We start from the raw sequence: 25,992 nt of genomic DNA, 5'->3' as shown, positions 1-25,992 counted from the left end.
ATCTCTGGTAAGATAGCTGTATAAGCGCGGGGGCGCGGATCGGGCGAATAGTCCGGCCCGCGCCCTTCGACCATCCAGACCCCTCTTCGAAGACGTAAGTTCCAAGTCCCATGGCCAAGCCCGCCGTCCTTTCGCCCGACACGCCCGCCGACACGGTTCGCGCGGCGCGCTGGCAGGACTATTTCCAGCTGCTCAAGCCGCGCGTGATGTCGCTGGTGGTGTTCACGGCCGCGACCGGCCTGGTGGCCGCCCGCACCCACATCCACCCGCTGCTGGGCGCGGTGGCGGTGCTGTGCATCGCCGTCGGCGCGGGGGCCTCGGGCGCCCTGAACATGTGGTACGACGCCGACATCGACGCCAAGATGCGCCGCACGCGCGGCCGCCCGGTGCCGGCCGGCCTGGTCGAGGGCTCCGAGGCCGCGACCCTGGGCGTCGTCCTCTCCCTGCTGTCGGTCCTGCTGATGGGCATGGCCATCAACTGGCTGGCCGCGGGCCTGCTGGCCTTCACCATCGTCTTCTACGCGGTGGTCTACACCATGTGGCTCAAGCGCTGGACGGCCCAGAACATCGTCATCGGCGGCCTGGCCGGCGCGCTGCCGCCGGCCATCGGCTGGGCGGCCGCTGCGGGTGACGCGCCGCTGAACGCCTGGCTGATGGTGCTGATCATCTTCCTGTGGACCCCGCCGCACTTCTGGGCCCTGTCGCTCTACATCAGCACCGACTACGCCAAGGCCGGCGTGCCGATGCTGCCGGTGGTCAAGGGCGCCAAGGAGACCCGCAAGCAGATCCTGCTCTACAGCCTGGTGTTCATCCCGGTCTGCCTGGCGCCGGCCTTCACCGGCCTGGGCGGCCCGCTGTACCTGGCCGTCTCGGCCCTGGGCGGGATCGTCTTCCTGACCCTGGCCTGGCGGGTGTTCCGCAGCGACGCCGGCGATGCGGCCGACCCTCGCGCCGCCGACCGCGCCCTCTACGAGGTGGCCAACGCGCCCGCCCCTGAACCGGCCGAGCCGGGCAAGCGCCCGCCGCCGGTGGGCGGGGCCAAGGACGCCCGCAACCTCTTCGCCTTCTCGATCCTGTACCTGTTCGCCCTGTTCGCCGCCCTGCTGGCCGAGGCCATGATCGGCGTCCGGGCCCTGGAGCTTCCGCTTTGACCGATCCGAAGAAGACCGTTTCCGCAAAGCCCGACGCCGACCAGGCGCTCAAGGCCCGCAACGGCCGCAACATCGCCCTGGCGCTGGGCCTGGTGGCCTTTGTCGCCCTGGTCTTCGTGGTCACCCTGGTGAGGCTCGGCGCCAATGTCGGAAACCGGTTCTGATCCCAGGCCGGCGGCCAAGGCCGGCAAGGCGAGCAACCCGCAAGCCCGCCGCAACAAGCGCGTGGCGCTGATCTGCGTCGGCGCCTTCGCCGGCATGGTCGGCGCGGCCTACGCCTCGGTGCCGCTCTACAAGCTGTTCTGCCAGGTCACGGGCTTCGACGGCACGGTGCGCCGCGCCGAAGCCGCTCCGACCAAGGTGCTGGATCGCAGCGTCGTCGTCCGCTTCGACGCCAATATCCGCAACCTGCCCTGGACCTTCACCACCGAGCAGGTCAGCCAGGACATCAAGCTGGGCGCGTCGGGCCTGGCCTTCTTCAAGGTCACCAACAACAGCGACAAGCCCCAGACGGGCCGGGCGATCTACAACGTCGTGCCCGAGCAGGCCGGCGCCTATTTCCAGAAGATCGAGTGCTTCTGCTTCTCGAACCAGACGATCGAGCCCGGCCAGACCGTCGAGTTCCCGGTCGTCTACTTCGTCGATCCCCGCTTCGCCGAGGATCCTGAGACCAAGGGCAAGTCCGAGATCACCCTGTCCTACACCTTTTTCCCGGCGGTGGAGGGCGAGGAGGGCGGCAAGTCGGCCGACGCGACGCCGCGCATCGTTCAACCACTTGGCGGAACACCGTCCAAGGGACTATAGCAATCCACAAGGGAGTGCGCGGGCCTTGGGGGACCTACGCGACGCGTACTTCAAATAATCAGAGGGTTCGCAACACATGGCCCACGGCGCCGTCAAACACGACTACCACATCCTGCCGCCTAGTCCGTGGCCGTTCGTCGGCTCGATGGCGGCCACCATCATGGCCATCGGCCTGATCGCCTGGATCAAGGGCGGCGTGTTCGGGATCGAGAAGGGCCAGTGGTGGCTGTTCGCGCTCGGCCTGGCCGGCGTGCTCTACACGATGTTCGGCTGGTGGTGGGACGTCATCAAGGAAGCCAACGCCGGCGACCACACCCCCGTCGTCTCGATCGGCCTGCGCTACGGCATGGTGCTGTTCATCGCCTCGGAAGTGATGTTCTTCGTGGCGTGGTTCTGGATCTTCTTCGAGATGGCCCTGTTCCACGGCCACCGCACCTTCTCCAGCATCGAGGAAGTCCGCACCGCCTGGGCCGCCTGGCCGCCGGCCGGCGTCGAGACCGTCTCGCCCTGGCACCTGCCGCTGGTCAACACGCTCACCCTGCTGCTGTCGGGCACCACCATCACTTGGTCGCACCACGCCCTGCAGCAAGGCGACCGCAAGGGCGCCAAGTGGGGCCTGATCCTGACCATCCTGCTCGGCGCGCTGTTCACCTGCATCCAGGTCTACGAGTACGCCCACATCAACCACGAGAACCTGTTCTACAACGAGGCCGCCGCCAATTCGGGCCTGTACGGTTCGACCTTCTTCCTGGCCACCGGCTTCCACGGTTTCCACGTCTTCGTGGGCACGCTGTTCCTGATCGTCTGCCTGATCCGCCTGATGAACGGCGCCTTCACGCCCAAGCAGCACTTCGGCTTCGAAGCGGCCGCCTGGTACTGGCACTTCGTCGACGTGGTCTGGCTGTTCCTGTTCGCCTTCATCTACGTGATCTTCGGCGCCTCGGCGCACTAGGGTCACCGACTATCGAAGGGCCCGGAGCGCCGATCGCGCTCCGGGCCTTTTTCGTTTCAGCGTCTTGCAGGGAACGCCATGCCCAAGACCAACCCCTACGCCGCCGGCGCCGCCGGGCGCTGTCCCGTCTGTGGCGAGGGCTTCCTGTTCGAGGGCTTCCTGAAGGTGGCCCCGCGCTGCGAGGCCTGTGGCTACGATCTCTCCAAGCTCGAGAGCGGCGACGGGGCGGCCACCTTCGTCATCCTGATCGCCGGCGCGCTGTGCGCCTTCGGGGCGCTGTTTTCGATGTTCGCCTGGAACTGGCCGGCATGGCTGCTGCTGGTCGTCTGGCTGCCGCTGACCCTGCTGGCGTGCCTGGTGCTGATGCGGCCCGCCAAGGGCCTGATGGTCGCCGCCCAGATCGCCAACAAGGCCTCGCAAGCGGGGCGCGGCGATGTCTGAGACCGCGAAGTCCAAGCCGCGCTTTCCGATCGTCCTGACGATCGCCACCCTGATCGCCTTCGCCATCCTCTGCGGCCTGGGAACCTGGCAGGTGAAGCGCCTGGCCTGGAAGGAAGACCTGCTGGCGCGGATCGAGACGCTGAAGACCGTGCCGGCCATCCCGCTGGCTCAGGCGCTTACCCGCGCCGACAAGGGCGAGGACGTCGCCTGGACCCGGGTCGAGACCGGCTGCCGACCGGTGGCGCCCGGCGCGTCGTTCCCCCTGGTCTACGGGGTGCGCGATGGTCAGATGGTGTGGCGCCCACAAATCATATGCGGCTCCGACCATGGACCGATCATTGTCGACCTTGGAGTGGCCGAGGGCCTCACCGGCCAGGTCCAACCTGATCGTCATGGGGTGTTCGGCTATCCCTCCAGAGTCACCGGCGTGCTGGTCACCACCGATCAGCTTGGAGGCAAGGAGCGCGAAGGTCTTCTCACCGACGAGGCTGGAAAGTCGCCCAAGTACGTCCTGATGGCCGAAGCCACGACCCCGGCCCTCCCGCGGGTCACCCCCGCGCCGCTGCCGGCAGAAATTTCCAATCGGCACCTGGAATACGCGCTTACGTGGTTTGGTCTTGCTGTCACCCTGCTCTTTATCTATGCCGCCATGCTCTGGCGTAGGATGAGGCCCTGATGCGTTACGTCTCGACCCGGGGCGAGTCCCCTTCGATCGGTTTCCTGGACGCGGTGCTGGCGGGCCTGGCCCCCGACGGCGGCCTGTATGTGCCCGAGGCCTGGCCGGCCTTCACGTCCGAAGAGATCGCCGCCTTCGCCGGCAAGACCTACGCCCAGGTCGCCGCCGCCGTGCTGGGCAAGTTCGTCGGCGACGACATCCCGGCCGACGATCTCGCCCAGATGTGCGACGAGGCCTATGCCAGCTTCACCCACGCGGCGGTGACGCCGCTGAAGCAGCTGGCCGCCAACCGCTACCTGCTGGAGCTGTTCCACGGCCCGACCCTGGCCTTCAAGGACGTGGCCATGCAACTGCTGGGGCGGCTCTACGACTACGTGCTGTCGCGCCAGTCGCGGACCATGACCATCATCTGCGCCACCTCGGGCGACACCGGCGGCGCGGCCGTCGAGGCCTTCCGCGGCCGCAGCAACGCCCGCATCGTCGCGCTCTTCCCCGAGGGCCGGATCAGCGAGGTCCAGCGCCGGTTCATGACCACGGCGGAAGACGCCAACGTGTCGTGCGTTTCGGTGCAGGGCTCGTTCGACGATTGCCAGGCCATCGTCAAGCTGGCCTTCCAGGACGACCAGTTCCGCCATGCGGTGGACCTGTCGGGCGTCAACTCGATCAACTGGGCCCGGATCGCGGCCCAGAGCGTCTACTACTTCACCGCCGCCGTCAGCCTGGGCGCGCCGGCCCGCGAAGTGGCCTTTGTCGTGCCGACCGGCAATTTCGGCGACGCCTACGCCGCCTTCGTCGCCAAGCAGCTGGGCCTGCCGATCGCCAAGGTCGTAGCCGCCACCAACAGCAACGACATCCTGGCCCGCGCCTTCGAGGACGGCCGCTACGCGCGCGGCGCGGTGGCCGCCACCCAGAGCCCGGCCATGGACATCCAGGTCGCTTCCAACTTCGAGCGCCTCTATTTCGAGGCCGTGCGCCGCGACGGGGTCGAGACCGGGCGGGCTTTCCGGGGCTTCGCCACCACAGGCTCGCTCGACATCCCGCCCAGCGCCCACGCGATGATGCGCGAGCTGTTCGCCGGCGCCTCGGTCAGCGAGGCCGATACGGCCAAGACCATGCTCTCGACGCTGAACGAGACCGGCGAGGTGGTCGACCCGCACACCGCCGTCGGCCTGGCCGCCGCGGCCCGCCTGCGCCTGGAGAACCCCACGATCCCGGTCGTGGTGCTGTCCACCGCCCACCCCGCCAAGTTCCCCGAGGCCGTGCTGGCCGCCACCGGCGTCGTCCAGGGCGTGCCGCGCGGCGCGCCTGACCTGTCGGCCAAGCCCGAGCGTTTCGACCGCCTGCCGGCTGACTCGGCCGCCGTGAAGGCCCACGTGCGGGCGTTCGCGGGGAAGTGACTTGAGAGAACCTCCCCTTCTGGGGGAGGCGATCGCGCCAGCGATCGGTGGGGGGAGCGGCCGTGAAATCGGCCAACGCGCTGGAAGCTGAAACCGGCCCCCCTCCGGCCTTCGGCCGCCTCCCCCACAGGGGGAGGTTCCTCGATCTGTGGCCTTTACGCGCTTAGGCGGCTACACGGAGGGAAATGAGCCTTCCGACCCTCCATACCCTTCCCAATGGCGTCCGCGTCGTCTGCGATCCGATGCCTGGCCTCGAGACCCTGGCCCTCACCGTCGTCGCCGGACGCGGCGCGGGCTACGAGGATCCGGCGCGGTCGGGCTGGTCGCACCTGCTCGAGCACATGGTGTTCAAGGGCGCGGGCGGGCGCAGCGCGCGCGACATCGTCGAGGTGATCGAGACCGAGGGCGGTTCGATCAACGCCGCCACCGGCTATGAGCGCACCAGCTTCCAGGTGCGGGCCCTGAAGGGCGGGGCGGGCCTGGCCATGGCGGTGATCGCCGACCTGGTGCGCCGTCCCACGCTGGACGCCGGCGACCTGGCCCGCGAGAAGCAGGTGGTGGCCCAGGAGATCGCCGAGGCCGCCGACGCCCCCGACGACTACGTCTTCGACCTCTTGCAAAAGGGCGCCTGGGGCGACCATCCTGTCGGCCGGCCGATCCTGGGCACGGTCGACAGCGTCGAGGCCGCCACCCCCAAGGCGCTCGCGCAGTGGCGCGCGGCCCTCTACGCCGCCGATCGGCTGGTGGTCAGCGCCACGGGCGCGGTGGATGAGGCCGAGATCCTGGCCCTGGCGGAGCAGGCCTTCGGCGACCTGCCGGCGACGCCGGGCGCGGCCATCCCCGATCCGGCGCCGTTCGTAGGCGACAGCTTCGCCGAGACCCGCAAGCTGGAGCAGGCCCATCTTGTCTTGATGCTGCCGGCGTTCGGTTCGCGCGACGACGACTACTTCGCCCTGCGCGTCTTCGCCGAGGCCCTGGGCGGGGGCATGTCGTCGCGCCTGTTCCAGGAGGCCCGCGAGAAGCGCGGCCTCGCCTACAATATCGACGCCTATGCCGACACCTATGCCGACATCGGGGCCCTGGGCATCTATGTCGGCTGCGCGGCCAAGGACGCGGCCGAGACCGCCAAGGTCTGCGCCGAGCAGGTGCTAGCCCTGGTCGAGCGCATCGAGCCGGCCGAGCTGGCCCGCTGCAAGGCCCAGCTGAAGGCGCACATGTTCATGGCCCGCGAGCAGCCGCTGGCCCGCGCCGAACAGAACGCCGGCCAGGCCCTGACCTTTGGCAAGCTGTTCCCGCCCGCCGAGCTGGCGGCCGGGGTCGACGCGGTCACCGCGGACGACATCACCCGCCTTGGCAAGCGCATGCTGGACCCCGCCCGGGCGGCCACCGCCGTGCTGGGCGCCAAGACCGCGCTTTCGGCGGGGGAAATCTTCCGGCGGACGTTGTTCGGCGGCCGATAAGCCGCGATGGTGCCGGGATATCGCTAAGAGCCGTTTCTTGTCCGCCATCCTCCGCCTGTTCCGCATCGACCATGGTCCCCGCATCGACGCCGAGCGGGTCTATCTGCGCCTGCCGCGCCTGGCCGACCACAAGCCGTGGGCGCAGCTGCGGGCGGCTTCGCGCGGCTACCTGACGCCCTGGGAGCCCAGCTGGCCGGCCGATGACCTGACCCGCACGGCCTTTCGCCAGCGGCTGGCCGCCTACGCCCGCGAGCTGGAGGCCGGCGAGGCCTTTCCGTTCTTCGTGTTTCGCAAGGACGACGACGCCATCGTCGGCGGGGTGCGGCTGTTCAACATCCGCCGGGGCGTCTCGCAGACCGGGGTGCTGGGCTATTGGAGCGGCCAGGCCCATGCGGGGCAGGGCTATACGACCGAGGCGGTGAAGGCGGTGATCGATTTCGCCTTCGGGCCGCTGGGCCTCCACCGCCTGGAGGCGGCGTGCATGCCGCACAACGCGCGCTCGGCGGACCTGTTGTCGCGCTGCGGGTTTTCCGAGGAGGGATACGCCCGCGCTTATCTCAAAATTAACGGCGAGTGGCGAGATCATCGTCTGTTCGGGTTGATCGCTCCGTCATAGCGACCGCCCGGGCTGTGACGCCGGCTTTTTCGGCGTGGGAACGGGCATGTCATTCAAGGTAGCCGAGCGACGCATCTGGGACGCGACGACCACGCTGGAAGCGTTGGGCGCCGCCGAGGTCGCGCTGTGGCACTGGGAACCCGAAGCCGATCGCCTGCGCATCAACGGCGCGGCCCGGGCCCTTGGCCTGTCGCCGCTGGCCCCCGAATGCTCGTCCGCCGCCTTCCGCGCCTTGGCCCTGCCGCAGGACCGCGCCCAGGCCGAGGAACTGCTGCGGGTGCGCGAGGCCGGGGCCGAGATCGTCGTGCGCCTGCGGATGCGCAGCGGCGGCGTCTGCATCTGGCGGGGCGTGTGGCTGGAGGAGGGCGTGCGCGCGGCCGGCGTCATCGCCCCGGAAGTGAAATTCGCCGCCTCGGGCAAGGACGAGCTGACCGGCTTGCTGGACCGCCGCAGCTTCATCGCCCGCGCCCGCGAGCGCCTGACCCATGACGGCGTGCATGAGCTGGTCGTGGCCGACCTGGACCGCCTGCGCCGCCTGAACGAGGCCCTGGGCCACGAGCGCGCCGACCTCGTCCTGGCCGCCCTGGGCTCGCGCCTGGCCGCCGCCTTCCCCGAAGGCTCGATCCTTGGCCGCGTCGGCGAGGACGAGTTCGCCGTGTTGTGCGAACCCAAGGGCTACGAGCCCGCCGAGCTGCTGCGCACCGCGCTTGAGCAGCCCCTGCGCATCGCCGGCTTCGACATACACCCGACCCTGACCATCGGCGCCGTCTCGGCCGAGGGCGGCGAGGACGCGCCGGAGGCCGCCGAGCTGGTCCGCCGCGCCGAGCTGGCCGTCGAGGCCGCCGCCGCCAACGGGCGCGGTTCGGCCGCCGCCTACGGCCGCTCGATGGAGACCGACGGCCTGTCGCGCCTGGCGCTGGAAGCCGACCTGCGCGGCGCCATCGGCCGTGGCGAGATCATCCCCTATTTCCAGCCGGTCGTGCGGTTGTCGACCGGCGCCCTGTCGGGCTTCGAGGCCCTGGCGCGCTGGATCCATCCGCGCCGCGGCCTGCTGCCGCCCGACGAATTCCTGCCGTTGATCGAAGAGATGGGCCTGATGGCCGAGCTCGGCGAGCACATGATGCGCAGCGCCGGCAAGCAGCTGGCCGCCTGGCGCCGCAGCCACCCGGCCGTCGGCGCCCTGACCGTCAGCGTCAACCTGTCGACCGGCGAGATCGACCGCCCGGGCCTGGTGCACGACGTGGCCCAGGTGCTGGCCGAGAACGGCCTGCCGCGCGGCGCGCTGAAGCTGGAAGTCACCGAAAGCGACATCATGCGCGATCCCGAGCGGGCCGCGGTGATCCTGAAGGCCCTGCGCGAAGCGGGCGCGGGCCTGGCGCTCGACGACTTCGGCACCGGCTTCTCGTCGCTGTCGTACCTGACGCGCCTGCCGTTCGACACGCTGAAGATCGATCGCTACTTCGTGCGGACGATGGGCGGCAACGCCGGCTCGGCCAAGATCGTCCGGTCGGTGGTCAAGCTAGGCCAGGACCTGGATCTCGAGGTGGTCGCCGAGGGCGTCGAGAACGCCGAGATGGCCAGCGCCCTGCAGAAGCTCGGCTGCGACTACGGCCAGGGCTTCGGCTACGCGCCGGCCCTGTCGCCGCAGGAAGCCGAGGTCTATCTCAACGAGGCCTATGTCGACGGCGCCGCTCCCGTAAAGGCGAGGGGGTGAACTCACGCGCATAATCGCGTGAGTTGTGTTGCTCGTTTCAACTCGAAATAAAAACACGCCGACGCCCTGAACCCGGGGCCATCGGGCGATGACGCGCGCGTGCGGCGATGTTACGCATCACTCAAGGTTGATAAATGTAGAGTGCTGCGTTCCTTGCGGACGCGAAACGGAGTGTCATGCCGCAACTCTCCTACGGACAATCCTTCTCTTACGTCGCCCCCGTGAACGGCGTTTCGGACCCGGTGAACGACTGGACCGTGGTCTTCTCCACCGGTCGTTGGACCCAGACAGGGCAGACAAGCACCACCTGGACCGTGGTGGGCGCGGCCGGCACGGCCTATGCCGGCTGGATCTTCGTCTTCACCTCGGGGTTCAACTACATTCATCCCGCAGGTGGCGGCGCGCCCAGCGGCTACACGGCCTCCGTCCAGGGGTTCGCGCCGAACAGCGCCAACGCCGCCTTCACGCTTGGCGGTCTCAACTTCGACATGGCGGGCCTGTCGACCAATCCGACCAGCCTGATGGCCGGGATCACCGGCTTCACGGGATCCGCCGGGGCGGACGTGCTGCAGTTCTCGGCCTCGCTCGCCAACGGCCTCGGAACCTTCGACGGCGGCGGTGGCGACGACACGATCCGGGTCCTGCAGGGCGCGCTGACGGTTCGCGGCGGCGCCGGGGCGGACACGATCGAGGTGGTGAGGAATCCGGGCCTGACCTTCGGCTACGACCTCTCGGCTCGTACTCAGGTCTACGGCGACGACGGCGACGACGTGATCATCAGCTCGATCTCCAACGTGCAGGCCTTCGGCGGCGCGGGGAACGACAGCTTCGTCGTCAGCGGCAATCTCATCGGACAGAGCTTCGATGGCGGCGCGGGTAACGACAGCGCCTCGATCACCTTCGTGGGGCAGGGTCTGAACTACGACGTCCGCCAGATCTTCCTGGACCGGGCGGGCGCCAACTATCAGTTCACCAGCGTCGAGAACCTGACCGTCAATGCGAGCGACGCTACGGTGGTGATCACCACCGGCGCGGGCGACTACCGGATCGTCGGCGTCGGCAATGCGGTGTTCCAGATCAGCGGCGGGGCCGGAAATGATCGGATCACCGGCGGCAACAACGGCGACTGGATCAGCGGCGGAGCCGGCGACGACGTGCTCGACGGCGGCAGCGGCTGGGACACCCTGGACTACAGCAGCGCGAGCGCTGGCGTGACACTGGACATGAGCCTGGTGGGCGTGGCGCAGGACACCGGCGGCGCGGGCGTCGACACGCTCAGCAACTTCGAAGTCGTGGTCGGCTCACAGTACAACGACGTGATCCGCGGCGGCGGCGGGGTGATGAATATCAGCGGCGGGGCCGGCGACGACGTGATCATCGGCGGCCCGGGTGTCGGAACCTTTCAGGGACTGCCGGTCGCCAACACCCTGAGCGGCGGCGACGGCGAGGACCGGTTCGTGTTCGAGTCCGCGCAGGACTCGACCTTCGCCCGGCCCGACACCATCACCGACTTCGTCCACGGCGTGGACAAGGTCGACCTGTCGATGGTGTCCGGCGAGGTCCGGATCATCCACAACGACAACGCCAACCGCGGCGGCGGGCCGGCCGGCACGACGATCCTGTTCGGCGGCGACGGCCAGGGCAATTTCGCCGGCAAGATCATCGTCGCCAATGCCTGGATCTCGGGCGACGACCTGATCCTGGCGCCCGGTTCGGCGCCGGTCCCGGTCTACATGGCGCAGATTTCCAACAGCTTCCGCTACCAGATGGACGCGCGCTTGGGCGACGGCCGGGGCGAGACCTATTTCGGCGGCGACGGCGTCGACAAGATCGTCGGCGCGCCGTCCGACAGCGCCCTGACCAACATCATCGGCGGGGGCGGCGGCGCCGACCTGCTGTACGCGGGCGTAGGCTCCAAGAACCTGTTCTTGGTCAATGCGCTGGAATCGAGCTTCGACGCGCCCGACACCGTGTTCGATTTCCAGGTCGGCGTGGACAAGATCGGCATCGGCGCCAACGTCGCCTACGAGATCCAGGTCCAGGGCAATGGCGACAGCCTGCTGCTGTTCGAAGCCGACGGACTGGGCGGCTACCGCGGGGCGGTGCTGGTCAAGGGCGTGACCCTGACCGCCGCCAATGTCGACACCAGCGCCATCGCCAGCCAGTCCCAGACGGTCAGCGGCTCCTGGGGCGTGCACGTTGTCGGCGGTTACGGCGCGGATCGCATCGCCAGCAGCAACCCCGACCAGATCGAATACCTCGAGGGCGGCGCCGGTGCGGCCAACACCTTCGCCGTCAACAATGCGGCCCATTCGTCGTCAACCCGCTCCGACTACGTGATCGACTTCCGTCCGGGCGTCGACAAGCTGGACCTGGGCGCCGTGGCCGGCTCGCGGGTGCTGATCGAGGTGCAGGAGGACGGCGACAGCTACGTCTGGTTCGCGCCTGATGCGCGCGGCGTCTTCCAGGGGCGCCTGATCGTGCGCAACGCCGTTGTCCAGGGCAGCGACCTGATCACGCCGGCGACCACGCAACTGATCGTGCAGGGCGGTGCGGCGGGCGATGTCCTGACAGGCGGCGCGCGCGCCGACTTGATCTATGGCGGCGCCGGCGACGACGTGATCACCGGCGGCGCTGGAGCCGACTTCCTCTCGGGTGGCTTGGGCGCCGACGATTTCGTGTTCCGCAACCCCAGCGAGGGCGGCGACGTCATCAGCGACTTCCGCGGAGGCGTCGACCGCATCGTGCTCGACGCCAAGGGCTTTGGCGTCCAGGCCGGCGACCTCAGCCAGGCGGGCGTGGTTTTCGCGGCCGAGGCGCCGGGCGCGCATGCGCCGACCCTGATCTACAAGTCGAGCGACGGCACGCTGTGGTGGGACGCCGACGGCAGCGGCGCCGGCGCGGCGGTCCTGCTGGCCAATATCGGGACCTACGGGGTCAAGGTCCTGGCTCAGGAAACCTTGCCCAGCCGCACGACAAGCGCCGGGGGGGCCACCGCCCTGGGAACCGCCTGGAGCGTCTCGGCCCCCGGCGATTTCGACGGCGATGGAACCAAGGACATCCTGTTCGCCGACAACACCGGCGCGACCCAGATCTGGACCCAGCAGCGCGGCCAGTGGTCCGGCACGCTGGTTCCCGGCTCGCACGGGGCCGGCTGGAGCGTGGCGGCGGTGGCCGATTTCAACGGTGACGGCGACAGCGACATCCTGTGGCGCAACAACGCCACCGGCCAAGCCGACGTGTGGTTGCTCAAGAACGGTTCGTGGATCGGCGGCTTCGCGCCCAACAGCCCCGGCGCGACCTGGCAGGTCGTGGGCACTGGCGACTTCAACGGCGACGGCTCGACCGACATCCTGTGGCGCGACAGCGCCACCGGCGCCCTCAACGGTCAGATCTATCGTCAGGGCGTGCAGGTCAGCACGTTCGACGGCGGCGCGCGGTCGACCGACTGGATGGTCAAGAGCCTTACGGACTTCAACAAGGACGGCAAGGCCGACATCCTGTGGGTCAACGCCGCCACCAATACGCTGGAGATCGCCACCCAGACCGCGACGGGATTCAACGTCACCCTGCGGGTCAACCTGCCGGGCACGCTGGTCGGCGTGACCGACATGACCGGCGACGGGGTCTCGGACCTGGTGTTCCTGAACGCGGCCAACACCATCGAGATCTATGCCATCACCAACGGTGGCACGGTCAATTCGTTCGGCAAGACCGGCGCTCACGTGGCGGGCTGGTCGGTGGCGGGCGTGGCCGACTACACCGGCGACGGCTATGGCGACGTTCTCTGGCGCAACGATGCGACCGGGGCGTTTGATCTGTGGGAACTGACGGGCGTGCAATGGCGCGGGTCGTCCGATCCCAGCCAGCATACCGCCAACTGGTCCTACGCCGGCGCGGGCGACTTCAACGGCGACGGCTTCAACGATCTCCTGTGGCTGGACAGCGCGACCGGCCGCAGCGAGGCCTGGCTGATGCAGAATGGCCAGGTGATCGGGACCGTCTCGCCGGGCAATCACGGCGGGACCATCGCCGCGGTCGGCGACTTCAACGGCGATGGCTTCGACGACCTCCTTTGGAAGAACGCCGACGGCAGCCTGGACGGTTGGCTGTTGAACTACAGCTACTACAAGGCCGGCTTCAGCCCGGGCGGCCCCGGCGCGGCCTGGACGCTCGAGAACTACGGCGACTTCAACGCCGACGGAACCACCGACCTGCTGTACCGCGACCGCGCCACGGGCCAGACCATGGCCTGGCTGGTCGAGAACGGCAAAGCGGCCGGCTCCTTCGTTCTGGGCGTCCACAACACCGACTACGGCGTGCAGGCCGTGGGCGACTTCAATGGCGACGGCTCGTCGGACATCTTCTGGCGCAACCCGACCACCGGTCAGGTCGACGTCTGGCTGCTGAAGGACGGCATCTGGGCCGGCTCGGTGCAGCCAGGCTTCTACAATACCCAGTGGGTGTTCGCGGGCGTGGGCGACTTCAACGGCGACGGCACCGACGACGTCCTGTGGCGCAACACCCAGACCGGCCAGAACGACATCTGGCTGCTCAACAACGGCGGCTGGGCCGGGTCGGTCGATCCGGGGGCGATGGGGGCGGCCTGGAGCGTCTCGGCGGTCCAGGACGTCAACCACGACGGCATCGCCGACATCATCTGGCGCAACGCCTCCACGGGGGCGACGACCGAGTGGCTGATGGGCTCGCATGGCGGCCATCTGCTGGGCTCGGACATCCTGTTCGGTTGATCCTCGCCGGGGTCCTCCGCGAGGCCTTCAGGGCTTCCGGAGGGCCTCGTCGCTCATCCCTTCGCCAGGTCGCCGTACCACCAGGCGGCGGTGACGCCGCCGTCCATCAGGACGTCGCTGCCGGTGATGAAGCCGCCGTCGGGCCCCATCAAGAGGGCGCCCACCGCGCCGACCTCGTCGGGCGTGCCGGCGCGCTTGGCGGCCGAGCCTTCGATCATCCGGCGATAGCCTTCGCCGCGCGGGCCTGAGAGCTCGTCACGAGCCAGGGGCGTCATGACGATGCCCGGGCTGATGGCGTTGATCCGCGCCCCGCGCTCGCCCCAGCGCACGGCCTGGGCGGCGACGCGCAGGGAATTGCCGCGCTTGGACAGCTGGTAGGCCTTGAGCGGGTCGGTGACCTCGCTGGGGGCCAGGAAGGGCAGGGCCAGCAACTCTTCGGCCGGCGTCGTGGCCAGGGCATGGCTCTGCTCGACGGGCAGCGGCGGCAGGCGGTGGCCCGATTGCGAGGCGATCACCACGCCCGAGCCGCCCCGCGCGATAACCGCGCCGAACAGCTCCAGCACCAGGGCCGTGCCATAGAGGTCGACCTTGAGGATCATCTCCAGCGGCGCCTGGCTGGGCGAGACGCCGGCGGCGTGGATCAGTCCGGCGACCTCGCCCAGGCCCGTGGCCGTGGCGACCAGGGCCTCGACGGACGGCCGCGAGGCGACGTCGACCGTGGCCACATGGGTGTCGTAGCCGGCGTCGGCCAGCACCTCGGCGGCGGCCTTTGCGTTCTGCGGCTTCATGTCGGCCAGCAGCACGCGCTTGCCCAGGCCCACGCGGCGGGCGATGGTCTGGCCGATCTGGCCGGCCCCGATGACGACGATGACCTGGCTCATGGCCTCTCCCTGCTCAGGAGGGCGTCATAGCGCCGTCGGGCGGCGGCGATTAGCTGGAGCCTCGTCCATAGCCTGCTGAGCGATCCTCAGCAGTCCTGGAGGCTAGCGGCGGGCTTCGGTGGCCATGCGGACGGCCAGGCCCCCCAGGACGCTGGCCATCAGCCAGCGCTGGATGAGCGCGAAACTGGGGCGCGTGGCCAGGAAGCCGGCGATGGTCCCGGCCGCCAAACAGATCGCGGCGTTGACCGACAGGCTGATGGCGATCTGGCTGCCGCCCAGCAGCAGCGACTGGGACAGCACGTTCCCGTGCTTCGGATCGATGAACTGCGGCAGCAGCGACAGATAGAGCATCGCCGCCTTGGGATTGAGCAGGTTGGTGAGGAAGCCCATGGCCATCAGCTTGGCCGGCGGATCCTTGGGCAGGTCGCGCACCTGGAAGGGCGAGCGGCCGCCGGGCTTGATCGCCTGCCAGGCCAGCCAGCCCAGGTAGAGGGCGCCGCCGAAGCGCAGGATGTCGTAGGCGATCGGGGCGGCCATCAGCAGGGCGGTGATCCCCAGCGCCGCGCAGACCAGGTAGACGACGAAGCCCGCCGCCGTGCCCGCCAGCGAGACGATGCCGGCCCACTTGCCCTGGCAGATCGATCGGCTGACCAGGTAGAGCATGTTGGGACCCGGCGTCAGCGCCATCCCCAGGCAGACGAGGCAGAAGGCGATCCAGGTCTTGGCGTCGGGCATGGGGAGCTCCGGTCAAACGGCATGAAAAAGGGGCCGGAAGCTTTCGCCGCCGGCCCCTCGATACTTTCGGCGATCGCCGAAGACGTCTTAGTGGATGTCTTCGTTGATCAGGCCGACCTTGTACCAGCCAGCAGTCTGCAGCTGGTTCAGGACGCCCATGAAGTCCGAGTACAGCACGTCGGCGTCGGCGCGGATCATGACGCGCTGATCGTCCTTCGGACCGGCTTGACCCTTCGAGGTGAACGAAGCGTCCAGGTCGATCGGCAGGTTGTCGAGGCTGGTTTGCTTGTCCGCGATGAACAGAGCGCCCGACTTCTGGATCGAGATGAACACCGGTTCCTTCGGCTTCGGCGCGTTCGGCGGCGGCGGGACGGCCGGCGGCAGATCGATCTTGATCGAGGTCACGGCCATCGGCACGGCGACCATGAAGATGATCAGCAGAACGAGCAGAATGTCGACGAAGGGCGTGACGTTGATTTCGGAATTCTGGTTCAGCGAGTAGCGACCGCCGCCGCCGCCAGCAAGTTTAGCCGCCATAGCCTGACTGTCTCCCGGGGACCGCCCCCAGGCGGTCCAGAAATTGTTAGATGCCACGTCTGGCGCAGACGAGCGCGGAAGTAAAGCCCGACGAGACGCTGCGCTGGCAACCCCTTTTGTGAGTCTTTTTGGCCTAACGGCGTTCAGGAGGCGGAATCCAGGCCAGGCCTTCGCGCAAGACGCGACTAGCGCTCGCAAACCGGCCGCGCTAAGCCCCCGCGCATGATCTTTTCGTTCGACGCCTACGTCACCGCCGCCCTGTTCGATCGCGCTGGCCGCGCCGGATTCGCCCTGGGCGACGGCACGGTCCGATTCGAGGCCGAGGGCGGCTTCGTCACCGTCGAGGCCCATGGCGGGGCCCAGGGGGCGTCTTTGGGCGGCGCGGCGCTGGCCGCCTGCGTCCACCCGTCGGGCCGCGGCCTGGTGACGGGCGGCGACGACGGCCGCGTGGTCTGGAGCCGGCTGGAAGGCGACGAACTGGTCGCCACCCTGCTGGCCGAGGTCAAGGGCAAGTGGATCGAGCACGTGGCCGCGAGCCCCGCCTCGGGCCTGATCGCCTTCACGGCCGGCAAGGAGGTCCATGTGCTGGACGCCGCCGACCCAGGCTTCCGCCGCGTCTACGCGCACGAGAAGACCGTTTCGGCGGTGGCCTTCGACCCGAAGGGCAAGCGCCTGGCCGCGGCCGGCTACGGCGGCGTGTCGCTGTGGTGGGGCCGCATCGCCGACCAGAAGCCGACGGTGATGAAATGGGCCGGCAGCCACGTCGGCCTCGCCTACAGCCCCGACGGCAAGTTCCTGGTCTCGGCCATGCAGGAGAACCAGCTGCACGGCTGGCGCCTGTCGGACGGCAAGGACATGCGGATGGGCGGCTATCCTGCCAAGATCAAGAGCATGGCTTTCCTCGACAAGGGCGCGCTGCTGGCCACGGCCGGCGCCAACGGTGCGGTGATCTGGCCGTTCGCCGGCGCCAACGGCCCGATGGGCAAGGAAGCCGCCGAGATCGGCTTCTCGCGGGATTCGCTGGTGGTGCAGGTCGCGGGCGTCGACGCCCTGCCGGTGGCGATCGCCGGCCAGGACAACGGCCGCATCTGGGCCTGCCACCTGCGCTCGGGCCGCATCGAGACCCTGAAAGCCGAGAAGGGCGCGGCCATCAGCAGCCTGTCGGTCAACGCCGACGGCACGCGCCTGGCCTGGGGCGACGAAAGCGGCGAGGCCGGCGTGCTGGCCGTGCCGGACATCTCGACGCGGAATTTTTAGGGCTCAGGCCCCAAGCTCCCGTCATTCCCGCCCTTGTGGCGGGAACCTCTAGTTCCGCTCGCAGGTGAAGTGCAAGCGGCGTGCTCAGCACGCCGCCCCTACTGCCCTTGCGGCTGACAGAGGGCTTCCCGCCACAAGGGCGGGAATGACGGGAGGATGGGGGAGGCGCGGTTTAGGCCGGCCAAGTGGCTTCGCTCGCGCCCAGCACCTCGCCCGCCAGATACAGCGAGCCGCAGATCAGCACGTGCGGGACCGGGTCCAGCGCCAGCGCGCGCTTGAGGGCGTCGTCCAACCCTTCGCAGGCGGCCGCCCGCAGGCCGGCCAGTTCGGCCGCGGCGGCGGTTTCGGCCGCGCTGGCGGCGGCGTGGCCTTCGAAGGTGACCGTGAAGACCTTGGTCGCCACGCCCCGGAAAGCCTCGAAGAAGCCGGCGGCGTCCTTGTTGGCCAGCAGGCCCGAGATCAGCGCCACTGGGCGGCCGTCGCGGGCGGCCAGATCGGCCACCGCGCGGGCCACGGCGCGGCCGGCGTGCGGGTTGTGGCCGCCGTCGAGCCAGAGGTCGGCGCCGGCGGCTTGCGCGGTCTCCGCGTAGGGACCGGCCGTCAGGCGCTGGAAGCGGGCCGGCCAGACCGTGCCGGCGATCCCCCGGCCCATGGCCTCTTCGTCGATGCGAGGATCGCCCAGCGCCAGCAGGGCGGCGACGGCCAGGCCCGCATTGGCGAACTGGTGCTCGCCGGGCAGGGCCGGGGCGGACAGGTCGAGCAGGCGGTCGGGCATCTGCACCAGCAGGCGGCCGCGTTCCTCCCAGGCGTCGAACTCGCGGCCCATCAGGGTGAGCTCCACCCCGGCCATGGCGGCGGCGGTGTCGAGCACCTCGTCGACGGCGTCCTGCTGGCGGGCGCTGACGGCGGGCGCGCCGGGCTTGATGATCCCGGCCTTCTCGACGGCGATCTGCTCGATGGTGTCGCCCAGGAACTCGCGGTGATCTAGGTCGATGGGGGCGATGACGCTGACGGCGGGTGCAGCGATGATGTTGGTGGCGTCGAGCACGCCCCCTAGGCCCACCTCGACGATGCAGAGGTCGGCCGGAACCTCGGCGAAGGCGACGAAGGCCGCGGCCGTGGTGATCTCGAAGAAGGTGATGGCCTGGCCGTCATTGGCCGCCTCGACCCGCTCCAGCACCTCGGCCAGGTGGTCCTCGGTGATCAGCGTCCCGGCCAGGCGGATGCGCTCGACGAAGCGCACCAGATGCGGCGAGGTGAAGACGTGGACCTTCAGGCCCGCGGCCTCGGCCATGTGGCGCAGATAGGCGACCGTCGAGCCCTTGCCGTTGGTGCCGGCCACATGGATCACCGGCGGCAGGCGGTCCTGCGGGTCGCCCAAGGCGGCGCATAGACGGCGCATGCGGCCCAGCGACAGGTCGATCTTCAGCGGATGCAGCGCCCGCAGGCGCTCCAGCGCGGCGTCGTGGGCGCGGAGGTGGTCGGTCATGGGAGCCCCGAAAGCTCCTCCCCCGCGAGCGGGAGAGGTGGCGCGGCGCTATCAGCGCCGTGACGGAGGGGGCGAGGGACGGAGTGCGGCGGTCGCCCCCTCCACCGCTTCGCGGTCCCCCTCCCCCGTTTCACGGGGGAGGAACTTCAGGCTCAAGCCGCCTTGCGGCGGCCCAGCATCAGGGTGCCGAGGACCGAGCCGAGGGTGGACGGCAGGTCCTTGCGGGCGGTGACGCGGTCGACCATGCCCTTCTCGACGAGGTATTCCGAGCGCTGGAAGCCCGGCGGCAGGGTCTCGCGAATGGTCTGCTCGATGACGCGCGGACCGGCGAAGCCGATCAGCGCGCCCGGCTCGGCCAGGTGCACGTCGCCCAGCATGGCGTAGGAAGCGGTGACGCCGCCGGTGGTCGGGTCGGTGAGGACCACGACATAGGGCAGGGCCGCGTCGTTCAGTTCGTTGATGGCCAGGGTGGTGCGGGCCATCTGCATCAAGGAGAGGGCGCCTTCCTGCATGCGCGCGCCGCCGGCGGCGGTGAAGGCGACCAGCGGGACCTGGCGGGCCAGGGCGGCCTTGGCGGCGGCGATGAAGCCTTCACCGGCGGCCATGCCCAGCGAGCCGCCCATGAAAGCGAAGTCCTGGACCAGCACCACGGCGTCGACGCCGGCGATCTTGCCGTAGCCGATGGCCATGGCGTCCTGCTCGCCGGTGCTCTTGCGCGCGGCGGCCAGGCGGTCCTTGTAGGGCTTGCCGTCCGAGAACTTCAGCGGGTCCTCGACCACCGACGGGGTCGGCAGGGCCTCGTACTGGCCGTCGTCGAAGGTGAACTTGAAGCGCGCCTCGGGACCGATGCGCATGTGGCGTCCGGCCGGGGTGACCCAAAGGGCCGCCTCCAGGTCGGAGCGATAGATCATCTCGCCCGTGTCGGGGCACTTGACCCAGAGGTTCTCGGGCGTTTCGCGCTTGGCGAACGCACCGCGCACGCCGGGGGCGATACGCGACAGCCAACCGCCTCGGCGGTCGGTCGAGCTCTTGGTCTTGTCGCCCTTCTTGGGGCCTTGGGGTTCAGCCATCGCCATAGCCTTACAGCCTCACACCGTATCTTGTCGCGCGGATCGCACAGCCTTAGCCAGCTCCGACGCCTTGGAAAGAACCTTTTGGGTCACGTTTTCGTTCAGCTTGCCCGCTGATTCAATCTCGTCGACCAGCGCCGAGCCCACGACGGCGGCGTCGGCGACGCGGGCCACCTCGGCGGCGCGCTCGGCCGTGCGGATGCCAAAGCCAACCGCCACAGGCAGTTGCGCGGCCGCGCGCAGGCGCTCGACGGCGGGGGCGACGGCGTCGGCGTCGGCTTCCTTGACGCCGGTCACGCCGGCCACCGACACGTAGTAGACGAAACCCGAGGTGCGGCGCACGACGGCCGGCAGGCGCTTTTCGTCGGTCGTCGGCGAGGCCAGGCGAATCAGCGAGATCCCCTCGGCCTCCAGCGCGTCGCTCAGCGGATCGGCTTCTTCCGGCGGGCAGTCGACGACGATCAGGCCGTCGACTCCGGCCGCGGCGGCGTCTTTCGCGAAGACGTCGAAGCCCTTGTTCACCAGCGGGTTCAGGTAGCCCATCAGGATCAGCGGGGTGTCCTGGTCGCCCTCGCGGAAGGCGCGCGCCAGGTCCAGCGTGCCGTTCAGGGTCATCTTGCCGGCCAGGGCGCGCTGGCTGGCGCGCTGGATGGTCGGGCCCTCGGCCATCGGGTCCGAGAACGGGAAGCCCAGCTCGATCAGGTCGGCGCCGGCGGCGGGCAGGCCCTTCAGGATCTCGAGCGCGGTTGCGGCGTCGGGATCGCCGGCCATCACATAGGCGACGAAGCCGGCGCGGTTTTCAGCCTTCAGCGCCGCGAAGCGGCGGTCGATGCGGTCTTTAGTCATTGGTCTCAGTTCCCGCTGACGACGGCGGAGCCGAAAACCCCGTCCTTCGACAGGCTCAGGGTGAGGTTTTCTACTGCGAGGTCGGAGATAGCCCTCATCCTGAGCTTGTCGAAGGACGAGGGCGCTTGGCGCGCCGGTCGAAGCATCTAGATGCTGCGCCCCAGGGCGTCGGCCACGGTGAAGATGTCCTTGTCGCCACGACCCGACAGGCACATGACGATCACGCCGCCCTCGCCGATCTCCTTGGCCAGTTGCGGCAGCTTGGCGATGGCGTGGGCGCTTTCCAGGGCGGGAATGATGCCCTCGAGCTCGGCGCACAGCTGGAAGGCCTTCAGCGCCTCGTCGTCGGTGCAGGTCAGGTACTGGGCGCGGCCGATGTCGTGCAGGAACGAGTGCTCCGGACCGATGCCCGGATAGTCGAGGCCGGCGCTGATCGAGTGGGCGTCGAGGATCTGGCCGTCGTCGTCCTGCAAGAGGTAGGTGCGGTTGCCGTGCAGCACGCCCGGACGCCCGCCGGTCAGCGAGGCGGCGTGCTTGTCGGTGTCCAGGCCATGACCCGAGGCTTCCACGCCGTAGATCTTCACGCCCTCGTCGGCGAGGAACGGGTGGAACATGCCGATGGCGTTGCTGCCGCCCCCAACGCAGGCGAGGACTGCGTCAGGCAAACGGCCCTCCAGTTCCTGGATCTGCTCGCGGGCTTCATTGCCGATCACCGCCTGGAAATCGCGGACCATGGCCGGATAGGGGTGCGGGCCGGCGGCGGTGCCGATCAGGTAGTAGGTGTCTTCGACGTTAGTGACCCAGTCGCGCATGGCCTCGTTCATGGCGTCCTTGAGGGTCGCGGCCCCCGAGGTCACCGGGCGGACTTCGGCGCCCAGGAGGTTCATGCGGAAGACGTTGGGCTTTTGACGGGCGACGTCGACGGCGCCCATGTAGACGATGCAGGGCAGGCCGAAGCGCGCCGATACGGTGGCCGAGGCCACGCCGTGCTGGCCAGCGCCGGTCTCGGCGATGATCCGGGTCTTGCCCATGCGCTGGGCCAGCAGGATCTGGCCCATGCAGTTGTTGATCTTGTGCGCGCCGGTGTGGTTCAGCTCTTCGCGCTTGAAATAGATCTTGGCGCCGCCGAAATGGCGGGTCAGGCGCTCGGCGAAATAGAGCGGGCTGGGACGGCCTACGTAATGGGTCAGGTAGCCGCGCAGCTCGGCCTGGAAGGCCGGGTCGTTCTTGGCTTCCTGGTAGGCCTTGTCCAGCTCCAGCACGAGCGGCATCAGGGTTTCGGCCACGTACAGGCCGCCGAACTCGCCGAAGCGCCCCTTGGCGTCGGGATAGGCGGACCAGTCGTTGGGCCGGTCAGAAGCTTGGACAGGAGCGTTCACGGGCGTTTCCAGTTAGGTCAGGCGCGTTTGACGGCGTCGAGAAACGCCGTGATCAGAGCCGGGTCCTTTAGGCCCGGACCGCGTTCCACGCCAGAGGAAACGTCCACCAGCGGGGCTCCGGAGGCGGCCACGGCGGCGCCCACGTTCCACGGATCCAGGCCGCCCGCGAGGAAATGCGGGCGAGAAAATCGCCGGCCTTGCAGCAGGCTCCAGTCGAACCTTGCGCCGGTGCCGCCGGGCAGGGCGGATCCTTCCACCGGCCGGGCGTCGAAAAGAAACTGCTCGGCCACGGTCTCGTAGGCCTTGGCCTGGTCGACGTCGGCGGAACTGGAGACCGAGAAGGCCTTGATGACGCCGACGCCGCTGCGCTGCGCGATCTCGCGCACGCGGCTGGGGGTCTCCTTGCCGTGCACCTGGATCAGGTCGGGGCGCATGGTGGCCATCAGCCGGTCGATCAGGGCGTCGTCGGGATCGACGGTCACGGCCACCGTCTGCACGCCGCGGCCGCGCCCAAAATCACTCTTTAGGGGCTCCACGAGACGGGCGGCGGTCTCGGGCTCGACGTTGCGGGGGCTCCTGGCGAAGAAGACGAAGCCCAGATAGGCCGCGCCGCCGTCGAAGGCGGTCTTCACCGTCTCCGGCGTCGAGAGCCCGCAGATCTTGGCCTTGGTGGTCATCGGGGGGAGTTACGGTGGGGAAGCGGCCAGCGCAACCCCCGCCGGGGTTCACTGGAGGGTGAAGACCCCGTTGACCGCCTTCCATTCGGCCGGACCGATCAGCCGGTCGTGGGCCACCTGCACCGAGTGCAGCACCCCGTCCAGTTCCCGGCTCCAGAAGTCGAGGAAGCCCTTCAGGGTGGGGAACTTCGGCGCCAGGTCGTACTCCTGCCAGACATAGAGCTGAAGCAGGTGCGGATGGTCGGGCAGGTGGTAGCAGATGTTGGCGGTGGTCAGGCCGTAGCCCAGCATCTGCAGTTCGAACGCACGGGAAGTCATCGAGAGCAGTCTCCGACAACGGTTAAGCGTCACCGGGAAACCGTCCGCCTACGGGGCGAGTCGCTCAAGAGGGCAGGGCGTCGCAGGGGGCGTATCCCCTCCCTCTGTTTCAACTCCCGTCATTCCCGCCCTTGTGGCGGGAACCCCTCTTTCAGCCGCAAGTGCGGTAGGGGCGGACCGCCGGCGGTCCGCCTGCGCTGCACGTGCAAGCGGACCCAGGGTTTCCCGCCACAAGGGCGGGAATGACGGGATAAAGAAAGAGCGTCGTTTCAGATCAGTCCCGCACCAGGCCCCCGTCAACCACCAGGTTCTGTCCCGTCACGGCCCGCGCCCAGGGGCTGGCGAAGAACAGCACTGCGTCGGCGAACTCGGCGGGCGTGGTCACCGAGCGCAGCGGGGTCATGCCGGCGATCAGGTCGAAGACCGGCTCGGGCGTGGCGGCGCTGGCGCCGGTGACGCGCAAGAGGCCGCCGGAGACCATGTTGACGGTGATGCCGGCGGGGCCCAGGTCGCCGCAGGCCGTGCGGGTCAGAGACAGCAGGGCGGCCTTGACGGCGGTGTAGTCGTGATAGGGCACGACCGGGTTCTGGAAGAGGTTGGTGCCCACGTTGATGACGCGGCCGAAACCGGCGTCGGCCATGTCGGGGGCGGCGGCCTGGATGACGTTCAGCGCGCCCTTGAGGACGGTGAGGTTCTGCTTTTCGAAGTCCTCCCAGGCGATGCTGGCCAGATGCGCGCGGGCGTCGCCGTTGAAGCTGTAGTCCAGGGCGTTGTTGACCACGGTGGTGACGTGGCTTCCGAAGGCCTGCTTGGCGGCGGCCAGCATGGCCTCGACGGCGGCGCGGTCGGCGACGTCGGCCTGGACGGCGATGGCGCGCCCGGGACCGCCCAGCTCGGCGGCGAGGGCCTCGGCGGCGTCCTGGCTGGCGCGGTAGTTGACGACGACGCGGGCGCCCTGGCGGGAAAAGGCGCGGGCGATCTCGGCCCCCAGGCCCCGGCCGGCGCCGGTGACGAGGACGATCTGGTCGGACAGCTGCATTCTTTACTCCTGGAACGCTTGGGGCGGAGAAAGCCCTCGTCCTTCGACAAGCTCAGGATGAGGGCTTTCCACTGCTAGGGCCGTGAATTGGTCCTCACCCTGAGCCCGTCGAAGGGCGAGGACCACGCAAAGGGGAGGAGGTCCTACCTCCGTTCGTCCAGGCTGGCGACGACGCCGAGCTCGGGCGAGGGCGGGGTGGGCAGGGGCGCGACGGCTTCGAGCCGGCAGACCAGCCCCTCCTCGCGCCACTCCATCCGGACCTGGCCGCGCAGCTCGCCGCGCAGGCTGCGCTCGATCAGCCGCGAGCCGAAGCCGCGCCGGGAGGGCGGACCCTCGACCCTAGGGCCGCCGGTCTCGGTCCAGGTCAGCGACAGGGCCCGCGTCGCCTCGTCGAACCGCCAGGCCACCGCCACCGAGCCGTCCAGATTGGACAGCGCCCCGTACTTCAGGGCGTTGGTGGCCAGCTCGTGGAAGACCAGCGACATGGTCAGCGCCCCGCCCGGCGGCAGGAAGCAGGGCGGCCCGGCCACCGACACCCGGCCGGCCGCGGCGGTGAACGGCGCGAGCGCCCGCTGGGCCACTTCGCACAGGTCCGCCCCGTGCCAGCTCTCGCGGGTCAGCACGTCGTGGGCCAGCGACAGCCCCAGGAGCCGCAGCTCGAACTTCTCGAAGGCGGTGACCGGGTCGGGCTCGTTGCGCAGGGTCTGGGCGGCCATCGACTGGACGGTGGCCAGGGTGTTCTTCACGCGGTGGTTCAGTTCGTTGATCAGCAGGCGCAGCTGGCCCTGGTGGCGCTCCTGCTCGGCCTCGACCACCTTGCGGGCGGTGATGTCGGCGATGATCGCCACCAGATAGGCCAGGCCGCCGCGCGGCTGCACCTTGGAGACGGTCAGGCGGATCCACAGGACCTCGCCGTCGCCGGCGATCAGCCGGCGCTCGGCCGCGTAGGTGTCCAGCCGGCCGGCCAGCAGGGCGCGCACGTGGGCCTGCGCGCCCGGCAGGTCCTGCGGCGCGATCAGCTCGGCGGCGTTGCCGGCCACCAGGACCTGGCGGCTGCGGCGGGTGATGGCGCAAAAGCGGTCGTTGACCTCGAGGAACACCCCGCGCGGCGAGATCCGCGCCACGCCCATGGCCGCCTGCTCGAACACCGCCTTATAGCGGGCCTCGGCCGCCTCCAGCCTGAGGCGCGCCTCGACGGCGGCGGTGACGACCTCGGTATAGAGCACCAGGCCTCCGACCGCGCCCTCGTCGGTGCGCCAGGGCGCCATCGACCAGCGGATCCACTCGACCCGGCCATGGCGGTCGACATAGCGGTCGCCGCCGTCCTCGCGCAGCTCGACCCCTTCGTTCAGCACCCGCGCGTGCAGGTCGCGCCAGAACTGCGGGATCTCGGGGAACACCTCGTAGTGCACGCGCCCCAGCAGCGGCAGGTCGGCCGGCAGGCCCTGGTCGGTCAGGTACTGGGCCGAGTGGGCCAGGTACCGCATCGACCGGTCGAAAATGGCGATCCCCATCGGCGCGTGCATCAGCGCCGTGGTCAGGCTGGGCGAGACCGTATCGATCATCGGTCCGGGCGGTCTCCGAGGGGAGCAGGCGACGGGACCGATATCATGGCCCCGTTCGCGCACGAGGTGAAAGGGGCAATTCTAAACCTCCCCCTGTGGGGGAGGCTATCGCGCGAGCGATCGGTGGGGGGGCTTCAGGCGTCGCGGCAGCTGAGAACGTCCCCCCTCCGGCCCTCCGGGCCACCTCCCCCAGAGGGGGAGGATCTATCGGCGCCGGCGCTCCTTGGAGATGCTCCC

23 protein-coding genes are annotated in these 25,992 nt (G+C 69.4%); 12 read left to right on the top strand and 11 right to left on the bottom strand.

From position 1 onward, the window contains the following. The first annotated feature begins 110 nt into the window (after positions 1–110). The 11 genes from cyoE (at position 111) to SGCZBJ_RS00415 (ending at position 13,962) form a co-directional block, all read left to right on the top strand. Positions 111–1,151, top strand: a complete 1,041-nt coding sequence (cyoE, locus tag SGCZBJ_RS00460; protein ID WP_101716071.1) for a heme o synthase — start codon at positions 111–113, stop codon at positions 1,149–1,151. Then, on the top strand, positions 1,148–1,315 hold the full coding sequence (locus SGCZBJ_RS25480) for a hypothetical protein (protein ID WP_165261189.1): 168 nt from the start codon (positions 1,148–1,150) through the stop codon (positions 1,313–1,315). The genes cyoE and SGCZBJ_RS25480 overlap by 4 nt, the downstream gene beginning before the upstream one ends. Continuing rightward, positions 1,296–1,955, top strand: a complete 660-nt coding sequence (locus SGCZBJ_RS00455; protein ID WP_101716070.1) for a cytochrome c oxidase assembly protein — start codon at positions 1,296–1,298, stop codon at positions 1,953–1,955. Before SGCZBJ_RS25480 ends, SGCZBJ_RS00455 begins: the two co-directional genes overlap by 20 nt. 76 nt (positions 1,956–2,031) lie before the next feature. Continuing rightward, entirely contained in the window at positions 2,032–2,907 is an 876-nt protein-coding gene (locus tag SGCZBJ_RS00450) for a cytochrome c oxidase subunit 3 (protein ID WP_101716069.1), read from the top strand. Between the two features lie 78 nt (positions 2,908–2,985). Next, entirely contained in the window at positions 2,986–3,348 is a 363-nt protein-coding gene (locus tag SGCZBJ_RS00445; protein ID WP_101716068.1) for a DUF983 domain-containing protein, read from the top strand. Beyond that, the gene (locus tag SGCZBJ_RS00440) at positions 3,341–4,024 is read left to right on the top strand and encodes an SURF1 family protein (RefSeq protein WP_101716067.1); all 684 of its coding nucleotides are present in this window, start codon (positions 3,341–3,343) and stop codon (positions 4,022–4,024) included. The genes SGCZBJ_RS00445 and SGCZBJ_RS00440 overlap by 8 nt, the downstream gene beginning before the upstream one ends. Continuing rightward, positions 4,024–5,421, top strand: coding sequence for a threonine synthase (gene thrC / locus SGCZBJ_RS00435; RefSeq protein WP_101716066.1), 1,398 nt, complete (start codon positions 4,024–4,026; stop codon positions 5,419–5,421). The genes SGCZBJ_RS00440 and thrC overlap by 1 nt, the downstream gene beginning before the upstream one ends. Before the next feature lie 185 nt (positions 5,422–5,606). Beyond that, on the top strand, positions 5,607–6,881 hold the full coding sequence (locus tag SGCZBJ_RS00430) for a M16 family metallopeptidase (protein ID WP_101716065.1): 1,275 nt from the start codon (positions 5,607–5,609) through the stop codon (positions 6,879–6,881). A 37-nt stretch (positions 6,882–6,918) separates the two neighbouring features. After that, positions 6,919–7,497 carry a GNAT family N-acetyltransferase gene (locus SGCZBJ_RS00425; RefSeq protein ID WP_101716064.1) on the top strand — a complete coding sequence of 193 codons (579 nt, stop codon included), beginning with the start codon at positions 6,919–6,921 and terminating at the stop codon, positions 7,495–7,497. 46 nt (positions 7,498–7,543) lie between these two features. Beyond that, complete coding sequence (locus SGCZBJ_RS00420) at positions 7,544–9,211, top strand: putative bifunctional diguanylate cyclase/phosphodiesterase (RefSeq protein ID WP_101716063.1); 1,668 nt, start codon at positions 7,544–7,546, stop codon at positions 9,209–9,211. Positions 9,212–9,387: 176 nt separating this feature from the next. Next, a complete protein-coding gene (locus tag SGCZBJ_RS00415) occupies positions 9,388–13,962 on the top strand; it encodes an FG-GAP-like repeat-containing protein (RefSeq protein WP_133149155.1) in 4,575 nt (1,524 codons plus the stop codon). A 53-nt stretch (positions 13,963–14,015) separates the two neighbouring features. On the opposite strand, the gene SGCZBJ_RS00410 is transcribed toward SGCZBJ_RS00415, so the two are convergent. From SGCZBJ_RS00410 to SGCZBJ_RS00400, 3 genes are all read right to left on the bottom strand, one after another. Next, positions 14,016–14,843, bottom strand: coding sequence for an SDR family oxidoreductase (locus tag SGCZBJ_RS00410; RefSeq protein WP_101716061.1), 828 nt, complete (start codon positions 14,841–14,843; stop codon positions 14,016–14,018). Between the two features lie 102 nt (positions 14,844–14,945). Further along, positions 14,946–15,578, bottom strand: a complete 633-nt coding sequence (locus SGCZBJ_RS00405; protein WP_101716060.1) for a LysE family translocator — start codon at positions 15,576–15,578, stop codon at positions 14,946–14,948. A gap of 87 nt (positions 15,579–15,665) precedes the next feature. Beyond that, positions 15,666–16,115, bottom strand: coding sequence for a biopolymer transporter ExbD (locus SGCZBJ_RS00400; protein ID WP_058349874.1), 450 nt, complete (start codon positions 16,113–16,115; stop codon positions 15,666–15,668). A gap of 222 nt (positions 16,116–16,337) precedes the next feature. On the opposite strand from SGCZBJ_RS00400, the gene SGCZBJ_RS00395 reads away from it, so the two are divergent. Further along, on the top strand, positions 16,338–17,372 hold the full coding sequence (locus tag SGCZBJ_RS00395; RefSeq protein WP_101716059.1) for a WD40 repeat domain-containing protein: 1,035 nt from the start codon (positions 16,338–16,340) through the stop codon (positions 17,370–17,372). A 172-nt stretch (positions 17,373–17,544) separates the two neighbouring features. Here the strand turns inward: SGCZBJ_RS00395 and SGCZBJ_RS00390 are convergent, their stop codons facing one another. The 8 genes from SGCZBJ_RS00390 to SGCZBJ_RS00350 all read right to left on the bottom strand — a co-directional run bounded on the left by SGCZBJ_RS00390 (position 17,545) and on the right by SGCZBJ_RS00350 (position 25,755). Continuing rightward, complete coding sequence (locus SGCZBJ_RS00390; RefSeq protein WP_101716058.1) at positions 17,545–18,861, bottom strand: bifunctional folylpolyglutamate synthase/dihydrofolate synthase; 1,317 nt, start codon at positions 18,859–18,861, stop codon at positions 17,545–17,547. Between the two features lie 152 nt (positions 18,862–19,013). Then, positions 19,014–19,937, bottom strand: a complete 924-nt coding sequence (locus SGCZBJ_RS00385; RefSeq protein ID WP_101716057.1) for an acetyl-CoA carboxylase carboxyltransferase subunit beta — start codon at positions 19,935–19,937, stop codon at positions 19,014–19,016. Between the two features lie 12 nt (positions 19,938–19,949). Next, the gene (gene trpA / locus SGCZBJ_RS00380; protein ID WP_101716056.1) at positions 19,950–20,777 is read right to left on the bottom strand and encodes a tryptophan synthase subunit alpha; all 828 of its coding nucleotides are present in this window, start codon (positions 20,775–20,777) and stop codon (positions 19,950–19,952) included. 146 nt (positions 20,778–20,923) lie between these two features. After that, entirely contained in the window at positions 20,924–22,156 is a 1,233-nt protein-coding gene (trpB, locus tag SGCZBJ_RS00375) for a tryptophan synthase subunit beta (protein ID WP_101716055.1), read from the bottom strand. Positions 22,157–22,173: 17 nt separating this feature from the next. Further along, positions 22,174–22,833 (bottom strand): phosphoribosylanthranilate isomerase, encoded by a 660-nt coding sequence (locus SGCZBJ_RS00370; RefSeq protein WP_101716054.1) that lies wholly within the window; start codon positions 22,831–22,833, stop codon positions 22,174–22,176. A 48-nt stretch (positions 22,834–22,881) separates the two neighbouring features. Further along, the gene (locus SGCZBJ_RS00365) at positions 22,882–23,151 is read right to left on the bottom strand and encodes an usg protein (RefSeq protein WP_101716053.1); all 270 of its coding nucleotides are present in this window, start codon (positions 23,149–23,151) and stop codon (positions 22,882–22,884) included. Between the two features lie 274 nt (positions 23,152–23,425). Next, entirely contained in the window at positions 23,426–24,190 is a 765-nt protein-coding gene (locus SGCZBJ_RS00355) for a 3-oxoacyl-ACP reductase (RefSeq protein ID WP_101716051.1), read from the bottom strand. A 143-nt stretch (positions 24,191–24,333) separates the two neighbouring features. Further along, the gene (locus SGCZBJ_RS00350; protein WP_101716050.1) at positions 24,334–25,755 is read right to left on the bottom strand and encodes a sensor histidine kinase; all 1,422 of its coding nucleotides are present in this window, start codon (positions 25,753–25,755) and stop codon (positions 24,334–24,336) included. Positions 25,756–25,992 lie beyond the last annotated feature (237 nt).

The sequence above is a fragment of the Caulobacter zeae genome, assembly GCF_002858925.1.
In the GTDB taxonomy this organism is placed as follows: Bacteria; Pseudomonadota; Alphaproteobacteria; order Caulobacterales; family Caulobacteraceae; genus Caulobacter; species Caulobacter zeae.
Note: the sequence above shows the minus strand (reverse complement) of the source record. Positions and strands in the feature narration are given on the sequence as shown.